Source organism: Clostridium tetanomorphum (genome assembly GCF_017873215.1).
In the GTDB taxonomy this organism is placed as follows: Bacteria; Bacillota; Clostridia; order Clostridiales; family Clostridiaceae; genus Clostridium_AO; species Clostridium_AO tetanomorphum.
The window spans coordinates 13,769-37,825 of record NZ_JAGGKA010000027.1 but is presented as its reverse complement, the minus strand read 5'-3'; the positions used below and the strand labels follow the sequence as shown (position 1 = coordinate 37,825).

The following is a 24,057-nucleotide window of genomic DNA, read 5'->3' as shown; positions in this document are numbered from 1 at the left end:
CGTTTCTAGCAATTTTTTAGCTCATCGCTATTTTTAACAGTTTCCTGTTAAGAATTGACTGGTTTCTTAATTCTCTGTTTAATTTTCAAAGACCATGTCGCTTCAAGCGACTACTATATAGTATCATTTAATTTTATGTTTGTCAACATTTTTTTATAATTTTTTTAATTAAAAGATACTTAATTTAAAATTTGTTGTCGCTTTTCTCTCAGCGACAAGTGTTATTTTAACAAATTTATTTCAATTAAATAGTTCGTCATATCTTACTATATTGATTTAAATTAATATTTCTCACTTTTTCTTAATATATCTCTCTTTTTTATATAGTGATACACCAGATAAAGTTGCTTATATTTTACTAAAAAAATAAAGGTTGATATCTTAAAGATACCAACCTTTATTTATATTAATATATTTCTATCAATATATTTTTATGAATCCTCTTCAGTATTTATTTTAGCAATAGCTAATATCTTTTCTTCTTTATCTGTTTTCATTAATGTTACTCCCATAGCATTTCTACTAGTTATACTTATATCAGATACACATATTCTTATTGCAATATTACTACTGTTTATTAACATTAGTTCATCACTATCTTTTACAACTCTTGCCGCTACAATATTGCCTGTTTTTTCTGATAATCTGTAAGTTATAATACCTTTTCCTCCTCTTTTCTGTAAATTATACTCAGAAACAGGAGTTCTCTTTCCAAAACCATTCTCACTAACAACTAATACATATTCTCCTTCAACAACAATATCCATACTAACAGCTATGTCGCCTTCTCTTAGAGTAATAGCTTTTACTCCAGTAGCAGCTCTGCCCATAGGTCTTATATCCTTTTCGTTAAATCTTATTGAATATCCATTTTGAGTAACTATAAGAATTTCTGCATCTCCTCTTGTAACTTTAACCTTTAACAGTTCATCATCTTCTTTTAAATTGATAGCATTTAATCCATTTTTTCTTATAGATGAAAATTCTTTTAAGAAAGTTTTCTTAATAATACCACTCTTGGTTGCCATTATTAAGAATCCATCTTCTACTTTTTCCTTTATGGATATAACTTCTCTTACATTTTCATTAGGATTTAAAGGAATCAAATTAACTATATTAGTTCCTTTAGCAGTTCTTCCTGCTTCAGGTACTTCATAAGCTTTTAGCTTATAAACCCTTCCTAAATTAGTAAAGAATAATAAATCACTATGAGTTGAAGTTATAAATACTTTTTCTACAAAGTCATCTTCTTTCGTTGTCATAGCTTGAATTCCTTTTCCGCCTCTCTTCTGAGAAGAATATGCATCTGAAGATATTCTCTTTATATATCCTGATTGAGTTAAAGTAATAACAACTTCTTCTTCTTGTATCAAATCTTCAATATTTATTTCATCACTTCTTTTTTGTATTTCAGTTCTTCTTTCATCGCCATACTTATTTTTTATTTCCATTAACTCTTCTTTTATAATATTTAAAACTAAATATTCGTTAGCCAAAATTTCTCTTAAATTTTCTATTGTGTTAATTAATTCATTATATTCAGCTTCTATTTTTTCTCTTTCTAGACCTGTTAATCTTTGCAATCTCATATCTAATATAGCTTGAGCTTGCTTTTCAGATAAATTAAACTTTTCCATAAGTCCATTTCTAGCAGTGTCTGTATTTTTAGAAGATCTAATTAAATTAATAACTTCATCTATATGATCAAGGGCTATCCTCAATCCCTCTAATATATGTGCACGTGCTAAGGCTTTATTTAAATCAAACTGAGTTCTTCTTCTTATTACTTCTTTCTGAAAGTTAAGATAATGAACAAGCACTTCTTTTAAATTTAATGTTTGTGGTTCATTATCTACTAATGCAATCATAATTACTCCAAAAGTATCCTGCATTTTTGTATGTTTATATAATTGATTTAGAACTACATTAGCATTTGCATCTCTTTTTATTTCTATTACTATTCTCATACCGTCTCTATCAGATTCATCTCTTATATCTGATATTCCATCTATTCTTTTGTCCTTAACTAAATCAGCCATATTTTCGATAAGTTTAGCTTTATTCACTTGATAAGGTAATTGTGTAACAATAATCCTATGTCTACCCTTTTCTTCTTCTATTTCAGCTTTAGCTCTTACAATTATTCTTCCTCTACCAGTTTCATAAGCTTCTCTTATTCCTGAAGTTCCCAAAATAATTCCTGCAGTAGGAAAATCTGGTCCCTTTATTTTAGTCATTAATTCTGGAATAGTTACTTCTGGATTCTCTATAATCATATAAATTCCATCTATAACTTCTCCTAAATTATGAGGTGGTATGTTAGTAGCCATACCTACAGCTATACCAGAAGATCCATTTACAAGTAAATTAGGAAATCTAGATGGAATTACTAAAGGCTCTTTTTCTGAACTATCAAAATTAGGTCCAAAATCTACAGTATCCTTGTTTATCTCTCTTAGCATTTCCATAGCTATCTTACTCATTTTAGCTTCTGTATACCTCATAGCAGCAGCAGAATCCCCATCTACAGAACCAAAATTACCATGACCATCTACTAAAGTATATCTTATAGAAAAATCCTGTGCCATTCTAACTAGAGCATCATAAACAGAAGAATCTCCATGTGGATGATATTTACCAAGAACATCTCCAACTATTCTAGCACATTTTCTATATCCTTTATCTGGAGTAAGCCCTAATTCATACATTGAAAAAAGAATTCTTCTATGTACAGGTTTTAAACCATCTCTTACATCTGGAAGAGCACGACCTACTATTACACTCATAGCATAGTCTATATAACAATTTTTCATTTCTTTTTTTATATCTACTTCCAAAACTTTCCCTTCATTGTTCATCTATTTCACACCTTCCACCTTTATATATCAAGGTTCATAGCTCTCTTAGCATTTTCTTGTATAAATTCTCTACGAGGTTCCACTTTATCTCCCATAAGAATTGTAAATATTTCATCTGCTGCCATAGCATCTTCTACAGTAGCTCTTAATAAAATTCTTTTTTCAGGATTCATAGTAGTTTCCCAAAGTTGTTCCGCATTCATTTCTCCAAGTCCTTTATATCTTTGAATGTCGGTGTTATTATCTCTTCCACCAATTTCATCAAGTAATCTTTCTAATTCTCTGTCTGTGTAAATATAATATTCTTTTCTTGACTTTGTTACTTTATATAATGGAGGTTGTGCAATATAAATGTGTCCTTGTTCAACAAGCTCTCTCATGTATCTATAGAAAAATGTAAGCAATAATGTTCTAATATGAGCTCCATCTACATCAGCATCCGTCATTATTATTATTCTGTTGTATCGTATCTTTTCTATATCAAAATCTTTACCTATTCCTGCTCCAAACGCAGTTATCATAGATCTAATACTATCTGAATTAAGAATCTTATCAAGTCTTTGTTTTTCCACATTCATTATTTTCCCACGAAGTGGAAGTATAGCTTGAAACCTTCTATTTCTTCCTTGTTTAGCTGATCCACCTGCTGAATCACCCTCAACTATATATATTTCACACTCTCTAGGATCTTTTGAAGAACAATCTGCCAATTTACCAGGTAATGAAGTACTTTCTAAAACAGATTTTCTTCTAGTTAATTCCCTGGCCTTTCTAGCTGCTTCTCTTGCTCTTGAAGCCATTAAAGATTTATCTATAATTGTTTTTGCAATTTGAGGATTTTCTTCTAAAAAAGTTCCTACTCCTCCACCAACTATATTATCAACTATTCCTCTAACTTCACTATTACCAAGTTTTGTCTTAGTTTGACCTTCAAACTGTGGCTCTGTAAGTTTAACTGAAATCACAGCTGTTAAGCCTTCTCTTATGTCTTCTCCAGATAAATTTTTATCACTTTCTTTAAGGTGTCCAAACTTTTTTGAATAGTCATTAAAAGCCCTTGTTAATGCAGTTTTAAAACCAGCTAAATGGGTTCCCCCTTCTACGGTATCTATATTATTTGCAAAGGAAAATATATTTTCAGTATATCCATCATTATATTGTAAAGCTATCTCTACAATGTAATCATCTTTGTTTCCTTCTATGTATATTGGTTCATTATGTAATACCTGTTTATTTCTATTTAAATAAGATACAAAAGACTTTATACCACCTTCATAATGGAATTCTTCTTTTTTATCTGTTCTTTCATCTATTAAAGTTATTTTTATACCTTTATTTAAAAATGCTAATTCTCTTAATCTTTGAGCCAAAGTATCATATTCAAAATCTAATTCATCAAATATTTCTTTATCTGGTTTAAAATAAGTTTTAGTACCATGTTCATTAGTTTCACCTATTTTATCTAATCCTGTAACAGCTTTTCCTCTTTCATACCTTTGCTTCCATATAGAACCTTCTCTTCTTACTTCAACCTCACAAACCTCTGAAAGAGCATTAACTACAGATGCACCAACACCATGAAGTCCTCCTGATACTTTGTATCCTCCTCCTCCAAATTTTCCTCCAGCATGTAAAACTGTCATTATAACTTCTACTGTTGGTTTATGCATTTTAGGATGCATACCTACAGGCATTCCTCTACCATTATCTTCAACAGTTATTGAATTATCTTTATTTATATATATATCTATTTTATCGCAAAATCCAGCTAAAGCTTCATCTATGCTATTATCAACTATTTCATAAACAAGATGATGAAGCCCTCTTAAACTAGTACTACCTATATACATTCCGGGTCTTTTTCTTACAGCTTCCAAGCCCTCTAGTACCTGTATTTGATTCTCATCATAGGTTTGCTTTTTTTCTTCTACCATATTTATCCTCCTTAATTTTAAGGTTCATAATATAATGCTTGTGATCGTTTTGTTAAAGTTGCAGATGAAATTGGCGATAAAAAAACTTTACTTTTTTTATCTACCTCTGCTATTATAAAGGACTTGGGTTTTTCCTTTGTTATTCTTTCAACAAATCCATCCTCTTCAGCTAATCTTAAAAACTGAGTTGTATCAGAGCTATACATAGATGTTTCTATATCGAATATTCCAATAACATCTTTTAAAGGAACTACTACATTTTCTCCTAAATGTAAAAACACAAAAATTCCTCCTCTGGCTATAAACCAAATAATATTTTAATATATTTTACCATTTACCACATTAAATATTTTATAATCTTTTTCTATATAATTTTCTATATTTTCAAATCCAGTACAGGTTATTATAGTTTGAATATCTTTAACAGAATTTAATATATATTTTTGTCTTTTAGCATCCAATTCTGATAATACATCATCTAATAACAAAATTGGATATTCTCCAATTAATTCTTTAATAATTTCTAAAGATGAAAATTTTATAGTTAAAGTAGCAGTTCTTTGTTGACCTTGAGAACCAAAACTTCTTACGTCTATATTGTTTATTTTTACAGAAAAATCATCTCTGTGTGGTCCTACTGAAGTAATTTTTTTCTCATAGTCATTTTTTCTGTTTTTAAATAGCATATCAAAAAATTCATTTTCTATATCATTATAATTCTTGACAAAAGTTAAATATTTAAAACTTATATCTTCTTTTCCCGAAGTTATATCTTTATGTATTGATTTTCCTTTTTTATTTAATCTATCTATGTATTTCTCTCTTTCTTTTATAATAAAAGATCCAAATTTCGATAATTGTTTATCATATATTTCTATTATGCTATACAATTCTTTATTACCTTTTTTAAGTAAAGTATTTCTCTCATTTAATACTTTATTATACTGTACTAAATTATAATAATATTTATTGCTTAATTTACATAGCTCTATATCTAAAAATTTTCTTCTAAAGGCTGGAGATTCTTTGATAATTTTCAAATCCTCTGGAGAAAACATTACTACATTTAAAATACCTAAAAGTTCAGATATTTTATTTATCTTTATTGAGTTAACATTTATTCCTTTTTTACCTTCTTTAAATATTTTTATTTCAATTTTTTTATCTAATCTATCTTTAACCACATACAGCTTAATATAAGAACTTTGAGCGTTCCAGTTTATCATTTCTTTATCTTTATTAGTCCTATGAGATTTTCCAATACTCGAATAATATATGCTTTCTAATATGTTAGTCTTACCTTGAGCATTGTCTCCAATAAATAAATTAATATTTTTATCTAGTTCTATGCTTAATTCTCTATAATTTCTAAAATTAATAAGTTGTAAATATTTAATATACATAAAAAACACCTATTTATAATTATATCATAATATAATCTTTGCACAAATTATTATGCACAATGTATAGTTAAAATCATTTTATTAATCCATTATACATTGTGCTATGATAAATTAAAATTATACTATTAAATAAGTTTCATTGTTAACTTCTACTTTATCTCCTTTAATAAGTTTTCTTCCTCTTCTTAATTCTATTTCTCCATTAACTTTAACCATGCCCTCTTGTATCATCATTTTAGCTTCTGATCCCATAACAACAGCACCTGACCATTTTAAAAAAGAATCTAATTTTATTATGTCTGTATTTATTTTTATTTTATTCATATCATAATCCTCCCCTTAATTATTTAATAATCTAACTGGAAGAACTAAATAAGTGCAATTATCAGTTTCATTACTTTTTATAACACATGGACTTACACTACTAGATAACTCCATTGATATTTCTTCATCTTCCATTATTTTAAATACATCAATTAAATATTTAGAGTTAAATGCAATTTGTAGTGACTGACCTTGCAAAATTATCCCCACTTCTTCTCTTACCATTCCTAATTGAGAATTAGATGTTATGATCATATTATCATCTTCAATATTTAGTCTTATTAAACTAGTATTTCCTTCTTTTCCCATTAAAGATGCTCTTTCTATACAATTTAGTAATTCATTTCTTTTAGCTATAATTTTTAAATTGTATTCTTCTGGAATAATTGAATTATATTTTATAAATTCACCTTCTAAAAGCCTTGAAATTATTTTTGTTTCACCAATGCTAAATAGAATATGGTTAGGTGTAAATGTTATATTTACATTTTCATCTGTATCTTCTAATATTTTAGCAACTTCATTTAATGTTTTTCCTGGAATAACAGCGTTTATTGAATTTTCGTTATCTATATATTCAGATCTAATTGCTAATCTATATCCATCTAAAGCTACTAAATTTAATTTTTTATCTTTTATTTCAAATAAAACTCCCGTTAATATAGGTCTTGTTTCTTCCTGAGCAGTAGCAAATATTGTAGATTTAATCATACTTTTAAGTATTTTTTGTGGTATAGAAAAGATACTATTTTCATTGATATTAGGCAGTTCTGGAAAATCAGAACTATCCATATGTATAAGAGTAAAATTAGATTTTTGACATATTATCTCTATAACATTATTATCTTTAGTACTAATTTCTATTGTGTCATTAGGTAATTTTCTTATAATCTCACCAAAAATTTTTGAATCAACTACAATAGAGCCTTCTTCATAAATATTTGCATTTATCTTAGTTTCAATACTTAAATCTATGTCTGAACCTGTAAATATTATTGAATCATTTTTTGCATTTATTAATATACCTTGAAGAATTGGCATAGTAGATTTTCCTGTAACAGCTTTTTGAGATATTGATATAGCTTCTTGTAATATGTTTTTTTCACATGTTAATTTCATTGGTAATCCTCCTTAATAATTCACATGTTAATTATATATATAGATAGAATAGATAATATAAATATTTTAGTAGTAATAGTAGTAGGGGCTGTGAATTTGTTGATAACTAATATAAGCATTGAAATTGCTTAAAAGTTAGTAAAAAATAATTGTGGATAAGTATTTAATAAAAACATACTGTTATCCACATTATTAAGATAAAAAAAATAAATTTAATTATCCACATGATATTATAAATAAATAATAAACAATTGTTAATCATTTTTGAGTTATTTTTTTTGATAATTCATTTACGGTATTTTGAAGTGATTCATCTTCTTTTAAACTAGTAGAAATTTTTTCATAAGCATGAATTACAGTAGTGTGATCTCTTCCTCCAAATTCTTCTCCTATTTTAGGAAGAGAATTGTCTGTAAGTTTTCTGCAAAGGTACATAGCTATTTGTCTAGGAAAGGCTACATTACGTGTTCGTCTGGCAGATTTAAAATCTTCAACTCTTAGATTAAAATAGCTTGATACAATATCTTGGATGAGTTCAATTGTAATTTGTTTTGATTGTTTGTTGGATATTATATCTTTTAGAGCTTCAGAAGCAAGATCTACGCTAATCTCCTTATTTGTAAGAGAGGAAAAAGCAACTATTCTTATTAGTGCGCCCTCTAATTCTCTTATATTAGACTTTATTTTTGTAGCAATATATACCATTACTTCATTAGGAATATTTAAATGTTCTACATCAGCTTTCTTTTTAAGTATGGCCATTCTGGTTTCAAAGTCTGGTGCTTGTATATCAGCAATAAGTCCCCATTCAAATCTTGAACGCAGCCTATCTTCTAATGTAGGAATTTCTTTTGGAGGTCTATCACTAGATAGTATAATTTGTTTATTAGCTTCATAAAGGGCATTAAATGTATGGAAAAATTCTTCTTGAGTTCTCTCTTTTCCCGCAATAAATTGAATATCATCTATTAAAAGTATATCTATATTCCTATACTTATTTCTAAATTCAACATTTTTATCGTCTTTTATTGAATTAATAAGTTCATTTGTAAACTTTTCAGAAGATACATATACAACTTTAGAATTAGGATTATTTTGAAGAACATAATGTCCTATAGCATGCATTAAGTGAGTTTTACCCAATCCAACTCCCCCGTATATAAATAAAGGATTATATGCTTTTGCAGGCGCTTCGGCTACCGCAAGAGATGCTGCATGAGCAAATCTATTACTATTACCAATAACAAATGAATCAAAAGTATATTTAGGATTAAGCATTGTAGACATCTCGTCACTTATAACTACATTGCTAGCATTATTGATAGTTTTATGATTTTTATTTAATGATTCTACATTAGCAATATCTTCAGAAGCGATAAAAAATTCTATATTATATTTTTTTGAAGTAATTAGTTTTAAAGCATTAATTATAAGATCTTTATATCTGCTATCTAGAATTCCTTTTGTAAAATCATTTGGAACGCATAAAAATAAAGTATCATTTTCAATTTTCATTGGGGTAATACTTTTTATCCAAGTATTAAAGCTTACTTCTGTAAGTTCACCTTTTACTATGTTCAAGGTTTTTTCCCAGATATCTTTCAATTGGGTACTCATTTTTTATCCTCCAGTTCAAGTTTATAATAATTCACAATAAATCTACATATTTATAAACATTATTAATCTTCTTGACAAATGTTTATAAAAATATTCACATGTTAATAAATTTGATTAATAAATTTAAAATATTTAAGTTATCAACATATGTGTATAAATAAATAATAACATTAGTAACATACTATTAAATGTGGAGTTTTGAATAAAATAGAATAAAAAAAATAAAAATATTATTTAAAAATAACAAGTTATACACAAAGTTATCAACACCTGTTGATAACTTTTGTATCTTTATAAGTTATCAACAGTCCTTTATTAATAATATCAAAACCTCTAAGGGGTTTCAAGAAGTTATCCACAAAAAATAATTAAAAATATTAACAATAGCCTTTTTCTTGACATTAAAGGGTGGTGAATATATAATTTAATAGTAAAACTATAAGTAGGTAGTAAGTTAATTGCTATATATAAAATAACTTAATATGAAGGGGGTGTTGTGTAAATGTTTATGACATACCAACCAAAAAAGAGACAGAGAAAAAAGGAACATGGATTTAGAAAAAGAATGAAGACTTCATCAGGAAGAAATGTTTTAAAGAGAAGAAGACAAAAAGGTAGAAAAAGATTGACAGCATAAGGCCGCGATATTGTGGCCTTTTTCTGCAATTGCAGAAAAAAAGGAGTAGTGGGTATTATGAAGAAATACAAATTACGAAAAAATGCGGAGTTCAGAACAGTATACAGAAAAGGAAGGTCTTTTTCTAATGATCTATTAGTTCTATATATACATAAGAATAATAGGAATGATTTCAATAGATTTGGAGTATCAGTTAGCAAAAAAGTAGGAAAAAGTGTAATTAGAAATAGAGTAAGAAGATTAATTAAGGAAAGTTATAGGTTAATACCGAATAATTTAAAAAAAGGTTATGATTTAGTAGTAATAGCAAGGACCTCTTCTAGAGATAAAAATTATGCAGAAATTGAAAAAGCGCTAATAAATTTATTTAAGAAAGCAGGTTTATATAATAGTTGAAAAAAATTTTAATTAACTTAATTAAATTTTATAGAAAATATATATCACCTCTTAAAAGTCCTTGTTGTAAATTTTATCCTACATGTTCTCAATATGCTATAGATGCTATATCTAAATATGGGGCATTAAAGGGTGGTTTTATGGCTTTTAAGAGAATTCTAAGATGTAATCCTTTTAGCAAAGGAGGATATGACCCTGTTAAATAAAATGTCTGGAGGTTTGGAATGAGTTATTTAAATAATGCATTAGTTCAATTTTTTGTGTATGTGCACAAGTTAGTAGCTAGCGTAATATCAAATCCTAATTATTCCTATGGTGTTGCTATTATTTTAGTTACATTAATTATAAAGATAGTGCTTGTACCTCTAAATATAAAATCAATTAGATCAAGTATTAGAATGAGCAAAATACAACCTGAAGCTAAAAAGTTACAAGATAAATATAAAAATGATCCGCAAAGAGCACAGCAGGAAGTTATGAAGCTTTATAAAGAAAAAGGAGTAAGTCCCTTTGGTGGATGTTTGCCTTTACTTATTCAGTGGCCAATATTGTTAGCTCTTTACTATGTGTTTAATAATATTAGTGGTATAAATGGTGTTACTTTTTTATGGATAAAAGATTTAGCAAAATCAGACATTATTCTTGCAGTTCTTGCAGGTGCTACACAGTATTATTCAGGACTTATCATGAATCCGCCTGGAGAAAATCCCCAAGCTAAGCAGGCTTCAGCTATGAATCTTTATATGTCATTATTTATGATTTTTATAAGCTGGAGATTAAAAGCTGCATTAGTATTGTATTGGGTTGTAAGTAATATAATGCAAATGGGTCAAACAATTCTAACTAAAAAGTTAGAAGAAAAACATATGTCAGAATCAGATGCCTAAGGGGGTGCTTACGGTATGAAGACAATTGATATGACAGGGAAAACGGTGGAAGATGCTGTTAATAATGCATTAAAAGAACTTAATGTTGCTATTGATAAAGTAGAAGTAGAAGTAATTGATGAAGGTAGTAAAGGATTATTTAAGTTAATTGGTGCAAGACCTGCCAAAGTCAAAGTAACAGTAAAAAAAGATCATGCATATGAAGCAAAAAATTTTTTAAGAGAAGTTTTAGAATCTATGGGGATTAAAGCAGAAATAAGAGCTGAGGAAGAAGAAAATGTATTAAGAATTTGTATGACAGGACCTAACATGGGAATACTTATAGGGTATAGAGGAGAAACATTAGATTCACTTCAATATTTAGTAAGTCTTGTAGTAAATAAGAATCATGAAGATGAATACAAAAGAGTAATATTGGATACGGAAAACTATAGACAAAAAAGAGAAGAAACATTAAAAAGACTTGCTTTGAAAATAGGTAATAAAGCTAGAAGAACAGGAAAGATAGTAAAACTTGAACCAATGAATCCTTATGAGAGAAGAATAATTCATTCAGTTCTTCAAAATGATCCTTATGTTGAGACTTATAGTGAGGGTGAAGAACCCTATAGAAGAGTAGTTGTAGATTTAAAGAAAGCCTAGTGATGGCTTTCTTTTTAAATTTATATAATTAAAAAAACAAGCTGTAAAAAATAAGGGGTGTAAAAAATGAAAGAATTTGATACTATAACAGCAGTGTCAACAGTTTTAGGAGAAGGCGGAATTTCAATTATTAGAGTTTCTGGAAAGGATAGTCTAAAAATAGTTGATAGCATATTCAAAGCTAAAAATGGTCAAAGTTTAGTTAACATGAAGCCATATACAATGAGATATGGTCATATAGTAGAAAGGGAAACAGGAGATATTTTAGATGAAGTATTGGTAAGCTTTATGAAAGGACCTAGAAGTTTTACAGCAGAAGATACAGTGGAGATAAATTGCCATGGAGGAGTTACTCCTACAAATAAAATATTGCAAGAAGTTATAAAAGCTGGAAGCAGACTTGCAGAGCCTGGAGAATTTACAAAAAGAGCTTTTCTAAATGGAAGAATAGACTTAAGCCAAGCGGAAGCAGTTATTGATATAATAAGGTCAAAAACAGAGTTATCTATGAAATCAGCTGTAATGCAATCTAACGGAAGAGTTTCAAAAGAAATAAAAAATTTAAGAAATAACTTACTTCAAATAATAGCACATATTGAGGCTACTGTGGATTATCCAGAAGAAGATTTAGAAGAAATAACAGCAAATGAAGTAACAAAAGAATTGTTAGAAATAGAAAAGTATATAGATAGATTACTAGATACAGCAGATGAGGGTAAAATACTAAGAGAAGGATTAAATGTAGTTATAGTTGGTAAACCTAATGTAGGTAAATCATCACTTCTAAACGCTTTACTTATGGAAAAGAGAGCAATAGTTACGGAAATACCAGGAACTACAAGAGATGTTATAGAAGAGTATATAAACTTAGATGGAGTACCAATAAAAATAGTTGATACAGCAGGTATAAGAGAAACTGAAGATATTGTTGAAAAAATTGGTGTAAAAAAATCAAAGGAAAAAATAGATGAAGCTGATTTAATAATATTAATGTTAGATTCTAGTAGAAAATTAGATAATGAAGACTATGAAATAATAAAATATATAAAAAATAGAAAATATATAGTTCTTTTGAATAAAAAAGATTTAGATAGAAAAATAGATTTAGATGATTTAAATGATTTAGATTCAAAGTATATTATAGAAACTTCTGCTAAAACAGGAACAGGATTAGAAGGACTAAAAAAATCTATAAAAGATTTATTTTTTAATGGAGAAATAAAATCTAGTGATGTTATAATAACAAATACAAGGTACAAACAAGCGTTGATTAGAGCAAAAGAAAGCTGTAAATCAGCAATTGAAACTTTAAAGAGTACTTATGCTATTGATCTAGCTTCAATTGATATTAGAAATGCTTGGCTAGGACTTGGTGAAATAACAGGTGAAACTTTAGAAGAAGATATTATAGATAAAATATTCTCAGAATTTTGTTTAGGAAAGTAGGGAGAAAAACAGATGAAATATTTTGGTGGAGAGTATGATGTAGTAGTAGTAGGTGCAGGGCATGCTGGATGTGAAGCCGCATTGGCTGGTGCTAGAATGGGATGCAAGGTTTTACTATGCACTATAAATTTAGATAGTTTGGCTTTAATGCCATGTAACCCCAATATTGGTGGAACGGCTAAAGGTCATCTAGTTAGAGAAATAGATGCTTTAGGTGGGGAAATTGGAATAAATATAGATCATACTTTTATACAATCAAGAATGTTAAACACATCTAAAGGACCAGCAGTGCATTCTTTAAGGGCTCAGGCTGATAAAAAAAGATACTCAGAAAGAATGAAGAGTGTAATAGAAAGACAAGAAAATTTAACATTAAAACAAGTAGAGGTTGTTTCTATAGAGATAGAGAATGGAAGAGTAAAAGGAGTATTGACTAAAAATGGAGCTTACTATACCACAAAAGCAATAATTCTTGCAACAGGAACTTATTTAAAGGGAAAAGTAATTATAGGTAATGTTAGTTATAGTAGTGGACCTAATGGATTATTTCCAGCAAATGATTTATCAAAGAGCCTTTTAGATTTAGGAATAAAGTTAAGAAGATTTAAGACAGGAACACCAGCTAGAGTAAATAGAAGAACTGTTGATTTTTCTAAGATGATTGAACAGGCGGGAGATGAAAAAATAGTACCTTTTTCATTTATGAGCAATAATTTGGAGAAGGATCAAATTTCTTGTTATTTAACGTATACAAATGAAGAAACACATGAAGTTATAAGAAAAAATATAGATAGGTCTCCATTATATAATGGATCTATTGAAGGAATTGGACCAAGATATTGCCCATCTATAGAAGATAAAGTTATGAGATTTCCTGATAAGGAAAAACATCAAGTATTTATAGAGCCAGAAGGGGAAAATACAGATGAATTATATGTTGGAGGAATGTCAAGCTCTTTGCCAGAAGATGTACAAATAGCTATGTATAGAACAGTACCTGGTATGGAAAATGTTGAATTTTTAAGGACTGCATATGCCATAGAATATGATTGTATAGATCCTCAACAATTAAAATTATCATTAGAATTTAAAGATATAGAAGGATTGTTTGGAGCGGGACAAATAAATGGAAGTTCAGGATATGAAGAAGCTGCAGCTCAAGGAATAATAGCAGGAATAAATTCTGTTATGAAAATTAAAGAAAAAGATCCTCTTATTTTAAATAGATCAGATGCTTATATTGGAGTATTAATAGACGACTTAATAACTAAAGGAACTAATGAGCCTTATAGAATGATGACATCTCGTGCAGAGTATAGATTACTTTTAAGACAGGATAATGCAGACTTAAGATTAACACAAATGGGATATGATGTAGGGCTTGTAAGTGAGGAGAGATACAATAAATTTTTAGAGAGAAAACAAGCAATTGAAGAAGAAATTGAGAGGATAAAAAATATACAAATAACTAATAGAAAAGAAGTTAATGAATTTTTGGTATCATTAAATTCTTCAGAGCTTAGAAAACCTATAAGTTTATATGAATTGATAAAAAGACCAGAACTTGATTACTTTAAATTAAAAGATTTAGATATAGAAAGACCAGAATTATCTTTTGATGTACAAGAAGAAGTAAATACTATGTCAAAATATGAAGGATATATTCAGAAACAACTGGATCAAGTACAACAATATAAGAAATTTGAAAAAAGGCTTATTCCTGAAAATATAGATTATAATAATGTACATGGTTTAAGGAAGGAAGCAATACAAAAACTTAATTCAGTTAAACCTGTAAATATAGGGCAGGCATCTAGAATATCAGGAGTATCACCAGCAGATGTATCAGTTCTTCTTATATACTTAGAGCATAAGTTTAAAAATAATAGCAAATAGAATAATGTTGGAGGTTAATTATGCAATATTATGATCTTTTAAGTTCTGCATGTAAGGATGTTAATATAGAGTTTGATGAGGGAAAATATAATAGATTCATAAAGTATAAGGATTTAATAAAAGAATGGAACGAAAAAATTAATCTTACTGCTATAACAGAAGATGAAGCTATTATAAAAAAGCATTTTATAGACAGTATAAAGATTTATAAATTCTCTCCTTTAAAAGAATGTAAAAAAGTAATAGATATTGGAACAGGTGCAGGGTTTCCAGGAATACCTATGAAAATTGTAGATGAAAATAAAGAATTTACTTTATTAGATTCACTAAATAAAAGAATTAAGTTTTTAGACGAAGTTATAAGTCAGTTACAAATTAATAATATTAATACACTTCACGGAAGAGCGGAAGATTTCTCAAAAAAAGATGAATATAGAGAAAAATTTGATGCTGTAGTATCAAGAGCTGTTGCAAATATAGCTGTATTAAGCGAGTTTTGTATACCTTATGTAAAAGTAGGAGGATATTTTGTAGCTATGAAAGGGCCTTCTGTTGAAGAGGAAATAAAAGAAGGGAAAAAGGCCATAGATATTTTAGGTGGAAAAATAGAACAGATTGTAAAAGTAGAAATAGAAGAAAGTGATTTACAGCATAATTTGGTAGTAATAAAAAAGATAAAAAATACTCCAACAAAATATCCAAGAAAAGCGGGAGCAGCAGCTAAGAATCCAATTAAGTAAATAATATTTATTCTGTAGCAATTTGTCATAGAAATTTTATTAAATAAAGAAGGATTTTAAGTAAGTTTGGAGAATTGTTAATTAAAGGAAAACATAAGAGGGATGGTTTAATTATGGAAGAAAATATAAACTATGTAAATATTGATTTAATTTCTCCTAATGTATATCAGCCAAGAAAAATATTTAATGAAGAAGCCATAGATGAACTAGCTAAATCAATAAAAAGTTATGGTATAATCCAACCTCTATCAGTGAGAAGAATGGGAGATAGTAGATATGAGCTTGTAGCAGGTGAAAGAAGGTTAAGGGCTGCTAAAAAAATAGGACTGAAAGAGGTACCGGTTATTATTGTTGATGTAACAGACAAAGAGTCTGCGGCTATAGCTTTATTAGAAAATATACAAAGGGAAGATTTGAATTTTTTGGAAGAAGCAGAAGCTTATTATAATTTGATAAGAGAACATAGTTATACTCAAGAAAAATTAGCAGAGCTTATTGGGAAAAAACAATCTACTATAGCTAATAAAATAAGATTACTTAAGCTTCCACAAAGAATTAGAAAAAAACTTTTAGAAAGTAACTTAACAGAAAGACATGCTAGAGCATTATTAAAATTACCTACAGAAGAATTACAAAAAAAAGTTTTAAATACTGTAATAAAAAAATCTTTAAATGTAAAGAAAACTGAAGAACTTATTAATAAAGAATTAATTAAAATAACAGAAAATAATTTAGCTAAAGATGGAAGAAAAAGAATTAAGGGTATATTTAGTGCTAAAGTTTATATAAATACTGTAAAACAAGTTTTTGATAAATATGGAGTAACAGCTCAATATACGTCAAAAGAATTAGATGATAAAATACAAATTACAATTAGTATACCAAAAAAATAGATTGTTTCACGTGAAACATTATAAATATTTATAATAGAGGTTTCTGTTTTAAGGAACTTCTATTTTTATTTTAATAAAGTACTTTTATTATTATTATAATGAATATATAATTAATATAGTATATTTATTACATAAGAAAGATTGGTGGGGATATATATGAAAGTTATTTCTATTTTTAATCAAAAAGGTGGAGTAGGTAAGACAACTACTAATATAAATTTATGTTCATATCTTTGTATGGAAGGATATAAGGTGCTTTCAATAGATGTAGATCCACAGGGAAATACAACTAGTGGATTGGGCATAGATAAAAGAAAATTAGATTTTTCAGTTTATGATTTATTAACCTCTGATGTTAGAATTAAAGACGTGATTAAACATAGTGAACTTATAAATAATTTTTGTATAGCACCATCTACTATGGAATTAGCAGGAGCAGAGGTAGAACTAATAGGAAAAGAAAATAGAGAGGGGATATTAAAAGAAAAGATTAGTGAAATTGAAGATGAATATGATTTTGTTTTCATAGATTGTCCACCATCTTTAGGTTTATTAACATTAAACGCTTTAGTAGCTTCAGATAGTGTACTAATACCAATTCAATGTGAATTTTATGCATTAGAAGGAGTTGGACAACTAGTTAATACCATTCAATTAGTAAAAAAATCATTAAATAAAAATTTGGAGATAGAAGGCGTAATAATGAGTATGTATGATGGTAGAACTAATCTTTCAAATGAGGTAGTTTCAGAAGTTAAAAAATATTTTAAAGATAAAGTGTATGACACTAATATACCAAGAAATATTAGATTAGCTGAAGCACCAAGTTTTGGCTTACCTATAGTTTTGTATGATGGAAAATGCAAAGGCGCAGAAGCTTATGAAGATTTAACTAAAGAATTTTTAAGGAGGCAAAATAGTTAAATATGAATAAAAAATTTGGATTAGGTAAAGGTTTAGGAGCTCTTATTCCTGAAGAAATAGATGAGGATATAACTAGCAGTAGTGAATTGGCAATAGATTTAATTAAGCCTAACAGTAAGCAACCTAGAAAAAAATTTGATGAAGAAGGAATAATTCAGTTATCAGAATCAATTAAAGAACATGGTATAATACAGCCGTTAATAGTAAAAAAAGAAAGTGATAAATATATTATTGTTGCAGGAGAGAGACGTTGGAGAGGAGCTAAAATGGCTGGACTAAAAAATGTTCCTGCTATAATAATGGATTTAAGTGATAGGTCTATTTTAGAAATATCATTAATAGAAAATATACAAAGAGAGGATTTAAATCCAATTGAAGAAGCTAAGGCATATAAGAAACTTATTGATGACTTCGGGCTGACACAAGAAGAATTGAGTAAAAGAATTGGAAAATCTAGAGTGTCCATAACTAACTGTTTAAGATTACTTAATTTAGATGAAAGAGTTCAAGATTATTTAATTGATGGAGTAATAACTGAAGGTCATGGTAGGGCAATATTACCATTACAAGATAAAGAATTACAATATAAAATATCTCAAACAATTATAGATGAAAATTTAAGTGTAAGAGAAACAGAAAAATTAATAAAAAGTATGATAAATACAAGTAATGATAAAAAGAAATCTAAAAATAATAATATTAATAATCCTTATTATATAGATGTTAAGAATAGACTGGAAGACTTATTCGGTACAAAGGTAAGTATTAATAATAAAAAGAATAAAGGTAAAATTGAGATAGAATATTATTCAGAAGAGGATCTACAAAGAATATTGGATATTCTAAAGTTATAAATATAACTAACGAAATGTTTCATGTGAAACATTTATGAAAGGAGAAAAAAGTAATGGACAACGTGTTAAACTTTATAAGCAATTTTCAAAGCATAATTGTAATAGCACTTTCAGCAATAGTAATAATATTATTTTTTACAATTATAATACAATTTAAAGCAATTAATAGGCTGGAAGATAGGTATAGAAAATTTATGAGAGGAACAGATAGTAAAAGTATAGAGGAATTAGTAATTACATATTTAGATAGAATTGATAAGTCTACTGAGGAAACAGAATATATGAAAAAGTTATATAAATCACTAGATAGTAAATTAAATGCATGTATTCAAAAAGTATCAATAGTAAGATATAGAGCATTTGAAGATGTAGGAAGTGATTTAAGTTATTCTATAGCTTTATTAGATAATAATAATAATGGGGTAATACTTACTGGAATATATGGAAGAAATGAAAGTACAACTTATGCTAAGCCAATTGATAAAGGATTATCAAGATACGAACTTTCAGATGAAGAAAAATATGTATTAAAAGATGCTATGAATAAAGTAAAATTAACTTTAGATGAGGATTTAAACATAAGTAAATTTTAAGTAAATAAATTTAGTATTTATTATATAAATATGAATAAAAAACCTTCTTTATGGTAATATTACTTTAAAGGAGGTTTTTTTATGACTGTATGTGTTTCAGAAGAACTTGAATATATAAGAGAAGAATTAAAAAAAAGAGGCTATAAAGTGATAGATACGTTAGAGAATGATTCTTGTGATGCAGTAATATGTAATTTAAAAGATGGTGGATTATTAAAGTTAAGCATGAAAAATACTATAAATAGGGATGGAACCTTAATTGTTGATGCAGGAAGTAAAAGTATAGACGAAATAGAATACATACTTAATAATAGAACATATAATTCAATATTTTAAAAAATAATAATAATATAAATAGCCAAGAAAACATGTTACTTGGCTATTTATATTATTATATATGATTTTCTATACCAAATGTTGACAAGTGTTTTTGTGGCTTTCTACCACCGATAGTTTTTAATATTGAATGATATATACCTTTGGAAATAACATCAGCTAATTGCATTACAGTATTTAATCTTGTATTCTGTAAAACCATAAATTCAAGAGTTCCTGAAATGTTAACTATTCCTGTTATACTTAAGTTGCCAATAGGGGGTAAATTTTTATTCATTGCTGACCCAGGACATAAAGCTTTCTCTTCTATACATATCTTGCCTATGTTTTGAACATTACCTAAACATGCATCTATAGCTATTATATATGGATTTTTATATTCATTTTGAATTTTTGATGTTATTTCACACAAATTTTTAGCATGAACAGGATTATCTAAACTACCGTAGATATATAAGTTTTCTCTTGATAGAAAGCGAAGTTTATAACCTATTAGTGGTCCAAGGCTATCACCAGTAGACCTATCAGAACCTATACAAAGAATAACAATAGGCCTTTCAGATTTTATAATAGGAATTAAATATTCACATAAAATATCTCTTAACATTATAATAGAATTATTTACAGAAGAATCTATAACTATTTTTTCTTTCATATAAAAAACCTCCTGTTTGGGATTATGTCCACAGTGAGGTTTTTTATACAATTTATTACAATACTTTTACGCCTTTTAATACTTTATAAAATATCACTAAAAATATGCAAAAGAACATTCCTGAAATACCATTTGCTTTTAATCCAATAAAAATAGCAGCTAATATTGAAACCGGATGTACTCCTAGAGAAGAAGATACTATTTTAGGTTCCAATATCTGTCTTACTACTGTAACTATAATGTACCAGATAAGAATGCCCAAAGCTGTAAAATAATTCTTAATTATAAAGAAATAAATTAGAGCTAATGGAATATATATTCCTCCTATTCCTAGGATAGGCAATATATCAAATATTGCAGCAATAGCACTTAATATTACAGCATATTTTACTTTTAAAAACAGAAACCCGATTAAGGTTTCAATAAAAGTTATACATATAACTAACATATAAGAAAAAGCATAGTTTGCTAGCAATTTTTTTGATTGGTTAAATATAGAATGAATTCTATCAGGATTATCTATGGCTATAAAGTTTAAAACTTTGTTTTTTGCAGAAGTCAAATCTTTTGTAAAGAAATATGTTGAAATTAATGTAAATAATATAACCATAAATAAATATGGTATATAGGTTAAGAAGGAAATTACACTTTGAATTATCACACTAGTAGCAGCCACAGTGAAATTAGAAAGCTCATATAATGAATTTGATAAATTTTTTTCTATAGCACTTGTAATAGATGGATCTAAATTATTATAATAACCTTCTAAGCTGCTAAAAAAATTATATATGTTGTTTGAATTATTAGCTAGATAATTTTGACTGCTTTTACCAAGTTGAATAGCTTCTCTAGTTAAAGAAGTTATACCTAAGGATAATATTAGTAATATTAATGTAAAAAATATTAAAGTAGTCAATAAAGCAGCAATGCCTTTTTTTATTTTAAACTTATTAATTAAAAATTCAGTAGGTTTTCTTAAAATTAAAGAAAACAGAAAAGCTAATACAAATGGTAAAGTATAGTTTAAAGCTTTAAATAATATTATGAATGAAAGAGAATAAATGATAAAGAAAGCAATAATTTTATCTAACTTTTCAATTATTTTGTTCATTAAGTTCACTTCCTCTTATATATCTTAATTAAACTATTTATAGTATAGTTTATATCATCCATTGTATTAAAAAAACCAATACTAAATCTTACAGTACCAGAAGGAAAAGATCCTATTGTCTTATGAGCTAATGGAGCACAGTGAAGACCAGATCTAGTTGCAATTCCAAAATCTCTATCTAATATAAAAGATAACATTGAACTATCCATGTCTTTTAAGTTTATTGACATAGTAGGAGTATATAAAAGATTAGGATTATGTCCATATACTTTTATAAAATCTAGATTTAATAAATGGTGTAAAAAATATTTAAATAAATAAGTTTCCCTTTCTTTAATATAGTTTATTCCTGTATTTTTGATAAATTTTAATCCTTCATATAGTCCAGCTATTCCAGGTGTATTTAATGTTCCACTTTCAAATTTATCAGGCAGAAAACTAGGCTGAAATGGATTTTCAGATTCACTACCAGTACCACCTTCTATAAAAGGTATAGCTTCATTATTTAATTCATCTGTTATTAAAAATCCTCCAATACCTTGGGGACCTATCAATGATTTATGTCCAGTAAAAGCTAGGGCACTAAACTTAAGTTTATTAAAATCTAAAGGGATATTACCAGCAGTTTGAGCAGAATCAATAATAAAGTAAATATCTTTATTTTTACAAATTTCTCCTATTTTTTCTAATGGCTGAATTGTACCTATTATATTTGAAGCATGAGATAATATTACAAGTTTGGTATTATGTTTAATTTTAGATTTAAATTCATTAATTGGAATTAATCCATTAGAATTACATTGTATTATGTCAATTTCGATATTTTTATGTTTTTCTATGGAATTTAAAGGTCTTAAAACAGAATTATGTTCCATAGAAGAAGTTATTATATGCCATCCATCTTTTATAACTGATTTTAATAATATATTTAATGAAGTAGTAACATTTGGTGTAAAAATAACATTTTCAATTTTGGGGAAGTTAAAAAATAAACTTAATTCTTTTCTACAATTATATACAAGTCTACTACTTTCTAAGGCATTACAATATGCACCTCTGCTCGAACTAGCACCAATGTTTTTCATATAATTCATCATGCCATTATATACACAATCTGGTTTTGGATAAGTAGTAGCTGCATTATCTAGATATACTTTTATATAAATCATCTCCTTTAATAATCAGTAAAATAGATGTATTGAACCAAATATAATAAATCCTACTCCTAAGATGAATATAAATATATTTAATATTTTTGAAGTTTTACATGTAAAGTTTTTTCCTAGCAGGTTTATACCTTTAAATGCAAAATAATTAAGAAAACCAAACCAAGTTACCATTCCAACAATTATTGAACAAGTAAAAATATAATAACTGATATTGCTTATATAGTACCATCTTTTTATAATTGTACTACTTAAAGTTAACCATAGAGAGGGAGTCATTGGATTTGAAAAAGTAATTAAAAAACCCATCAAAAATGGTATAGAAGAAAGTATGTTTTTGTCTATTAGAGTTAATTTTTTATGGTGTAATGAAGTAAAACCTATAGTACTTAGTAAAGAACCAGATATAATCCAAAATAAGGATTCCTTGTTAGAGTTAGCACCTAAAAATTTTAAAAGTCCAGCATTTATAAATAAAAGATAACTTACATCAGCAGATATAGAACCTAGTGATAATATAAATCCTTCCCTAAAACCTTTGGTAATAGTCCTTTTTATACTTTCTATTCCAGCAGGACCTGGTGGAATAGATATAATAATACCTATAAAATATCCTGATAAAAAGGGTTTGAGTATATTTAAAATACTATTCATAAATATATCCTCTTTACAATAGTTTGTTATAATTATAGTATAATATTACATTATATATTATAGAGCAAGATTTAAAAATTGTATAATAATTGTATATGTAATATTATTATATAAGACTTTAAATTATTAATAAAACTAATTTAGCTGATTGAAAAACTATTATTTTAAAAAACTAAATATTACAAAGATGAATTTGGTTTTTAAAATTGATTATAAGGGTTCCTCCTTAAATTTATATTTGGTGGTACTTATATAAATTTGACATTGAGTGGGGGAAATCCTTTTGATAAAGCTTGAAATTCCTCGAGCCCTAAGGGGCTTGAGGTTTTGCAAGCGACTAAAAAGCTAATTAAAAAGGGGGAATTGTTATGTCAAAAATAATAGACTGTAGGGGATTAAAATGTCCTGAACCAGTAATTCAAACTAAAAAATATTTTGATTCTATAGATGTTGGCGAAGCTGAAATAATAATAGACAATGAAATTGCTAAGAGTAATATATTAAAATTTTGCAAAAATAGTGGATACAATGGTGAACTAAAAGAAGAATCAAAAAATTTATATAGAATATTTATTATAAAACAAATTGGCTGTAATCTAATAGAAAAAAATAATAAAGATAAAACAACAACAATAATAATATCTACAGATAAACTTGGGGACGGAAGTGATGAGCTGGGAAGAATATTAATGAAAAGTTATTTGTTTGCCCTTTCAGAAAGTGACAATATACCAGGTAATATGATATTTTTGAATGGAGGAGTATTGTTGACCACTAAAGGATCAGAAGTATTAGATATTTTAAAAAAACTTGAACAAAAGGGAACTAGTATATTAAGTTGTGGAACTTGTTTAGATTATTATGAACTAAAAGAGAAACTAGAGATTGGGGAAATATCAAATATGTATACTATAGTGGAAAAAATGAATGATGCAACTAACACTATAAAAATATAATGTGTGGTGAATATCA

At 27.4% G+C, this 24,057-nt stretch carries 25 protein-coding genes; 14 read left to right on the top strand and 11 right to left on the bottom strand.

Going from position 1 to position 24,057, the window contains the following annotated elements; all coding sequences use genetic code 11:
* Positions 1–431: 431 nt before the first annotated feature.
* The 7 genes from gyrA to dnaA all read right to left on the bottom strand — a co-directional run bounded on the left by gyrA (position 432) and on the right by dnaA (position 9,255).
* The gene (gene gyrA / locus J2Z24_RS19150; protein ID WP_035151737.1) at positions 432–2,858 is read right to left on the bottom strand and encodes a DNA gyrase subunit A; all 2,427 of its coding nucleotides are present in this window, start codon (positions 2,856–2,858) and stop codon (positions 432–434) included.
* Positions 2,859–2,878: 20 nt separating this feature from the next.
* Entirely contained in the window at positions 2,879–4,792 is a 1,914-nt protein-coding gene (gene gyrB / locus J2Z24_RS19145) for a DNA topoisomerase (ATP-hydrolyzing) subunit B (protein ID WP_035151739.1), read from the bottom strand.
* Positions 4,793–4,809: 17 nt separating this feature from the next.
* Entirely contained in the window at positions 4,810–5,073 is a 264-nt protein-coding gene (gene remB, locus J2Z24_RS19140; RefSeq protein ID WP_035151741.1) for an extracellular matrix regulator RemB, read from the bottom strand.
* A gap of 36 nt (positions 5,074–5,109) precedes the next feature.
* A complete protein-coding gene (gene recF / locus J2Z24_RS19135; protein WP_035151744.1) occupies positions 5,110–6,195 on the bottom strand; it encodes a DNA replication/repair protein RecF in 1,086 nt (361 codons plus the stop codon).
* A 117-nt stretch (positions 6,196–6,312) separates the two neighbouring features.
* On the bottom strand, positions 6,313–6,519 hold the full coding sequence (locus J2Z24_RS19130) for an RNA-binding S4 domain-containing protein (RefSeq protein WP_035151747.1): 207 nt from the start codon (positions 6,517–6,519) through the stop codon (positions 6,313–6,315).
* A 15-nt stretch (positions 6,520–6,534) separates the two neighbouring features.
* Positions 6,535–7,638, bottom strand: coding sequence for a DNA polymerase III subunit beta (dnaN, locus tag J2Z24_RS19125; protein WP_035151750.1), 1,104 nt, complete (start codon positions 7,636–7,638; stop codon positions 6,535–6,537).
* Between the two features lie 258 nt (positions 7,639–7,896).
* Positions 7,897–9,255 carry a chromosomal replication initiator protein DnaA gene (dnaA, locus tag J2Z24_RS19120; protein WP_035151753.1) on the bottom strand — a complete coding sequence of 453 codons (1,359 nt, stop codon included), beginning with the start codon at positions 9,253–9,255 and terminating at the stop codon, positions 7,897–7,899.
* 502 nt (positions 9,256–9,757) lie between these two features.
* Here dnaA and rpmH point away from each other — a divergent pair.
* The 13 genes from rpmH to J2Z24_RS19055 all read left to right on the top strand — a co-directional run bounded on the left by rpmH (position 9,758) and on the right by J2Z24_RS19055 (position 19,499).
* Positions 9,758–9,892: a 50S ribosomal protein L34 gene (gene rpmH / locus J2Z24_RS19115; RefSeq protein WP_035151755.1), complete on the top strand. Its 135-nt coding sequence runs from the start codon at positions 9,758–9,760 to the stop codon at positions 9,890–9,892.
* Positions 9,893–9,949: 57 nt separating this feature from the next.
* Positions 9,950–10,288: a ribonuclease P protein component gene (gene rnpA, locus J2Z24_RS19110; protein ID WP_035151759.1), complete on the top strand. Its 339-nt coding sequence runs from the start codon at positions 9,950–9,952 to the stop codon at positions 10,286–10,288.
* Complete coding sequence (gene yidD / locus J2Z24_RS19105; RefSeq protein ID WP_035151762.1) at positions 10,285–10,494, top strand: membrane protein insertion efficiency factor YidD; 210 nt, start codon at positions 10,285–10,287, stop codon at positions 10,492–10,494. Before rnpA ends, yidD begins: the two co-directional genes overlap by 4 nt.
* 18 nt (positions 10,495–10,512) lie before the next feature.
* Complete coding sequence (locus J2Z24_RS19100) at positions 10,513–11,175, top strand: membrane protein insertase YidC (RefSeq protein ID WP_035151766.1); 663 nt, start codon at positions 10,513–10,515, stop codon at positions 11,173–11,175.
* Between the two features lie 15 nt (positions 11,176–11,190).
* Positions 11,191–11,817: an RNA-binding cell elongation regulator Jag/EloR gene (gene jag / locus J2Z24_RS19095; protein WP_035151768.1), complete on the top strand. Its 627-nt coding sequence runs from the start codon at positions 11,191–11,193 to the stop codon at positions 11,815–11,817.
* Positions 11,818–11,883: 66 nt separating this feature from the next.
* Positions 11,884–13,263: a tRNA uridine-5-carboxymethylaminomethyl(34) synthesis GTPase MnmE gene (mnmE, locus tag J2Z24_RS19090; protein WP_035151771.1), complete on the top strand. Its 1,380-nt coding sequence runs from the start codon at positions 11,884–11,886 to the stop codon at positions 13,261–13,263.
* Positions 13,264–13,275: 12 nt separating this feature from the next.
* On the top strand, positions 13,276–15,159 hold the full coding sequence (gene mnmG / locus J2Z24_RS19085; protein ID WP_035151775.1) for a tRNA uridine-5-carboxymethylaminomethyl(34) synthesis enzyme MnmG: 1,884 nt from the start codon (positions 13,276–13,278) through the stop codon (positions 15,157–15,159).
* 20 nt (positions 15,160–15,179) lie between these two features.
* The gene (gene rsmG / locus J2Z24_RS19080; protein ID WP_035151778.1) at positions 15,180–15,899 is read left to right on the top strand and encodes a 16S rRNA (guanine(527)-N(7))-methyltransferase RsmG; all 720 of its coding nucleotides are present in this window, start codon (positions 15,180–15,182) and stop codon (positions 15,897–15,899) included.
* 113 nt (positions 15,900–16,012) lie between these two features.
* Positions 16,013–16,792: a nucleoid occlusion protein gene (noc, locus tag J2Z24_RS19075; RefSeq protein ID WP_035151780.1), complete on the top strand. Its 780-nt coding sequence runs from the start codon at positions 16,013–16,015 to the stop codon at positions 16,790–16,792.
* Between the two features lie 156 nt (positions 16,793–16,948).
* Positions 16,949–17,716 (top strand): ParA family protein, encoded by a 768-nt coding sequence (locus J2Z24_RS19070; RefSeq protein ID WP_035151783.1) that lies wholly within the window; start codon positions 16,949–16,951, stop codon positions 17,714–17,716.
* 2 nt (positions 17,717–17,718) lie between these two features.
* Positions 17,719–18,570, top strand: coding sequence for a ParB/RepB/Spo0J family partition protein (locus J2Z24_RS19065; RefSeq protein ID WP_035151785.1), 852 nt, complete (start codon positions 17,719–17,721; stop codon positions 18,568–18,570).
* A 53-nt stretch (positions 18,571–18,623) separates the two neighbouring features.
* Positions 18,624–19,163, top strand: coding sequence for a DUF4446 family protein (locus J2Z24_RS19060; RefSeq protein ID WP_035151789.1), 540 nt, complete (start codon positions 18,624–18,626; stop codon positions 19,161–19,163).
* Between the two features lie 81 nt (positions 19,164–19,244).
* The gene (locus tag J2Z24_RS19055; protein ID WP_035151792.1) at positions 19,245–19,499 is read left to right on the top strand and encodes a YkuS family protein; all 255 of its coding nucleotides are present in this window, start codon (positions 19,245–19,247) and stop codon (positions 19,497–19,499) included.
* A 55-nt stretch (positions 19,500–19,554) separates the two neighbouring features.
* Here the strand turns inward: J2Z24_RS19055 and yyaC are convergent, their stop codons facing one another.
* From yyaC to J2Z24_RS19035, 4 genes are read right to left on the bottom strand one after another with little or no spacing between them, the layout of a single operon-like run.
* On the bottom strand, positions 19,555–20,154 hold the full coding sequence (yyaC, locus tag J2Z24_RS19050; protein WP_035151796.1) for a spore protease YyaC: 600 nt from the start codon (positions 20,152–20,154) through the stop codon (positions 19,555–19,557).
* A gap of 55 nt (positions 20,155–20,209) precedes the next feature.
* On the bottom strand, positions 20,210–21,265 hold the full coding sequence (gene ytvI / locus J2Z24_RS19045; RefSeq protein ID WP_035151799.1) for a sporulation integral membrane protein YtvI: 1,056 nt from the start codon (positions 21,263–21,265) through the stop codon (positions 20,210–20,212).
* Positions 21,266–21,270: 5 nt separating this feature from the next.
* Positions 21,271–22,425 (bottom strand): aminotransferase class V-fold PLP-dependent enzyme, encoded by a 1,155-nt coding sequence (locus J2Z24_RS19040; protein ID WP_035151839.1) that lies wholly within the window; start codon positions 22,423–22,425, stop codon positions 21,271–21,273.
* Positions 22,426–22,446: 21 nt separating this feature from the next.
* Positions 22,447–23,085, bottom strand: a complete 639-nt coding sequence (locus J2Z24_RS19035; protein WP_035151801.1) for a LysE family transporter — start codon at positions 23,083–23,085, stop codon at positions 22,447–22,449.
* A gap of 368 nt (positions 23,086–23,453) precedes the next feature.
* Between J2Z24_RS19035 and yedF the strand changes: the two genes are divergently transcribed.
* Positions 23,454–24,041, top strand: a complete 588-nt coding sequence (gene yedF, locus J2Z24_RS19030) for a sulfurtransferase-like selenium metabolism protein YedF (protein WP_035151804.1) — start codon at positions 23,454–23,456, stop codon at positions 24,039–24,041.
* Positions 24,042–24,057: the final 16 nt, after the last annotated feature.

Coding starts and splice junctions, on each gene's coding strand:
- J2Z24_RS19055 (WP_035151792.1), top strand. CDS start 19,245: ATGACTGTATGTGTTTCAGAAGAACTTGAATATATAAGAGAAGAATTA.
- rsmG (WP_035151778.1), top strand. CDS start 15,180: ATGCAATATTATGATCTTTTAAGTTCTGCATGTAAGGATGTTAATATA.
- gyrA (WP_035151737.1), bottom strand. CDS start 2,858: ATGAACAATGAAGGGAAAGTTTTGGAAGTAGATATAAAAAAAGAAATG.
- J2Z24_RS19035 (WP_035151801.1), bottom strand. CDS start 23,085: ATGAATAGTATTTTAAATATACTCAAACCCTTTTTATCAGGATATTTT.
- yyaC (WP_035151796.1), bottom strand. CDS start 20,154: ATGAAAGAAAAAATAGTTATAGATTCTTCTGTAAATAATTCTATTATA.
- yedF (WP_035151804.1), top strand. CDS start 23,454: ATGTCAAAAATAATAGACTGTAGGGGATTAAAATGTCCTGAACCAGTA.
- J2Z24_RS19070 (WP_035151783.1), top strand. CDS start 16,949: ATGAAAGTTATTTCTATTTTTAATCAAAAAGGTGGAGTAGGTAAGACA.
- rnpA (WP_035151759.1), top strand. CDS start 9,950: ATGAAGAAATACAAATTACGAAAAAATGCGGAGTTCAGAACAGTATAC.
- dnaA (WP_035151753.1), bottom strand. CDS start 9,255: ATGAGTACCCAATTGAAAGATATCTGGGAAAAAACCTTGAACATAGTA.
- mnmE (WP_035151771.1), top strand. CDS start 11,884: ATGAAAGAATTTGATACTATAACAGCAGTGTCAACAGTTTTAGGAGAA.
- J2Z24_RS19100 (WP_035151766.1), top strand. CDS start 10,513: ATGAGTTATTTAAATAATGCATTAGTTCAATTTTTTGTGTATGTGCAC.
- dnaN (WP_035151750.1), bottom strand. CDS start 7,638: ATGAAATTAACATGTGAAAAAAACATATTACAAGAAGCTATATCAATA.
- J2Z24_RS19060 (WP_035151789.1), top strand. CDS start 18,624: ATGGACAACGTGTTAAACTTTATAAGCAATTTTCAAAGCATAATTGTA.
- noc (WP_035151780.1), top strand. CDS start 16,013: ATGGAAGAAAATATAAACTATGTAAATATTGATTTAATTTCTCCTAAT.
- mnmG (WP_035151775.1), top strand. CDS start 13,276: ATGAAATATTTTGGTGGAGAGTATGATGTAGTAGTAGTAGGTGCAGGG.
- rpmH (WP_035151755.1), top strand. CDS start 9,758: ATGTTTATGACATACCAACCAAAAAAGAGACAGAGAAAAAAGGAACAT.
- J2Z24_RS19130 (WP_035151747.1), bottom strand. CDS start 6,519: ATGAATAAAATAAAAATAAATACAGACATAATAAAATTAGATTCTTTT.
- gyrB (WP_035151739.1), bottom strand. CDS start 4,792: ATGGTAGAAGAAAAAAAGCAAACCTATGATGAGAATCAAATACAGGTA.
- recF (WP_035151744.1), bottom strand. CDS start 6,195: ATGTATATTAAATATTTACAACTTATTAATTTTAGAAATTATAGAGAA.
- ytvI (WP_035151799.1), bottom strand. CDS start 21,265: ATGAACAAAATAATTGAAAAGTTAGATAAAATTATTGCTTTCTTTATC.
- J2Z24_RS19065 (WP_035151785.1), top strand. CDS start 17,719: ATGAATAAAAAATTTGGATTAGGTAAAGGTTTAGGAGCTCTTATTCCT.
- jag (WP_035151768.1), top strand. CDS start 11,191: ATGAAGACAATTGATATGACAGGGAAAACGGTGGAAGATGCTGTTAAT.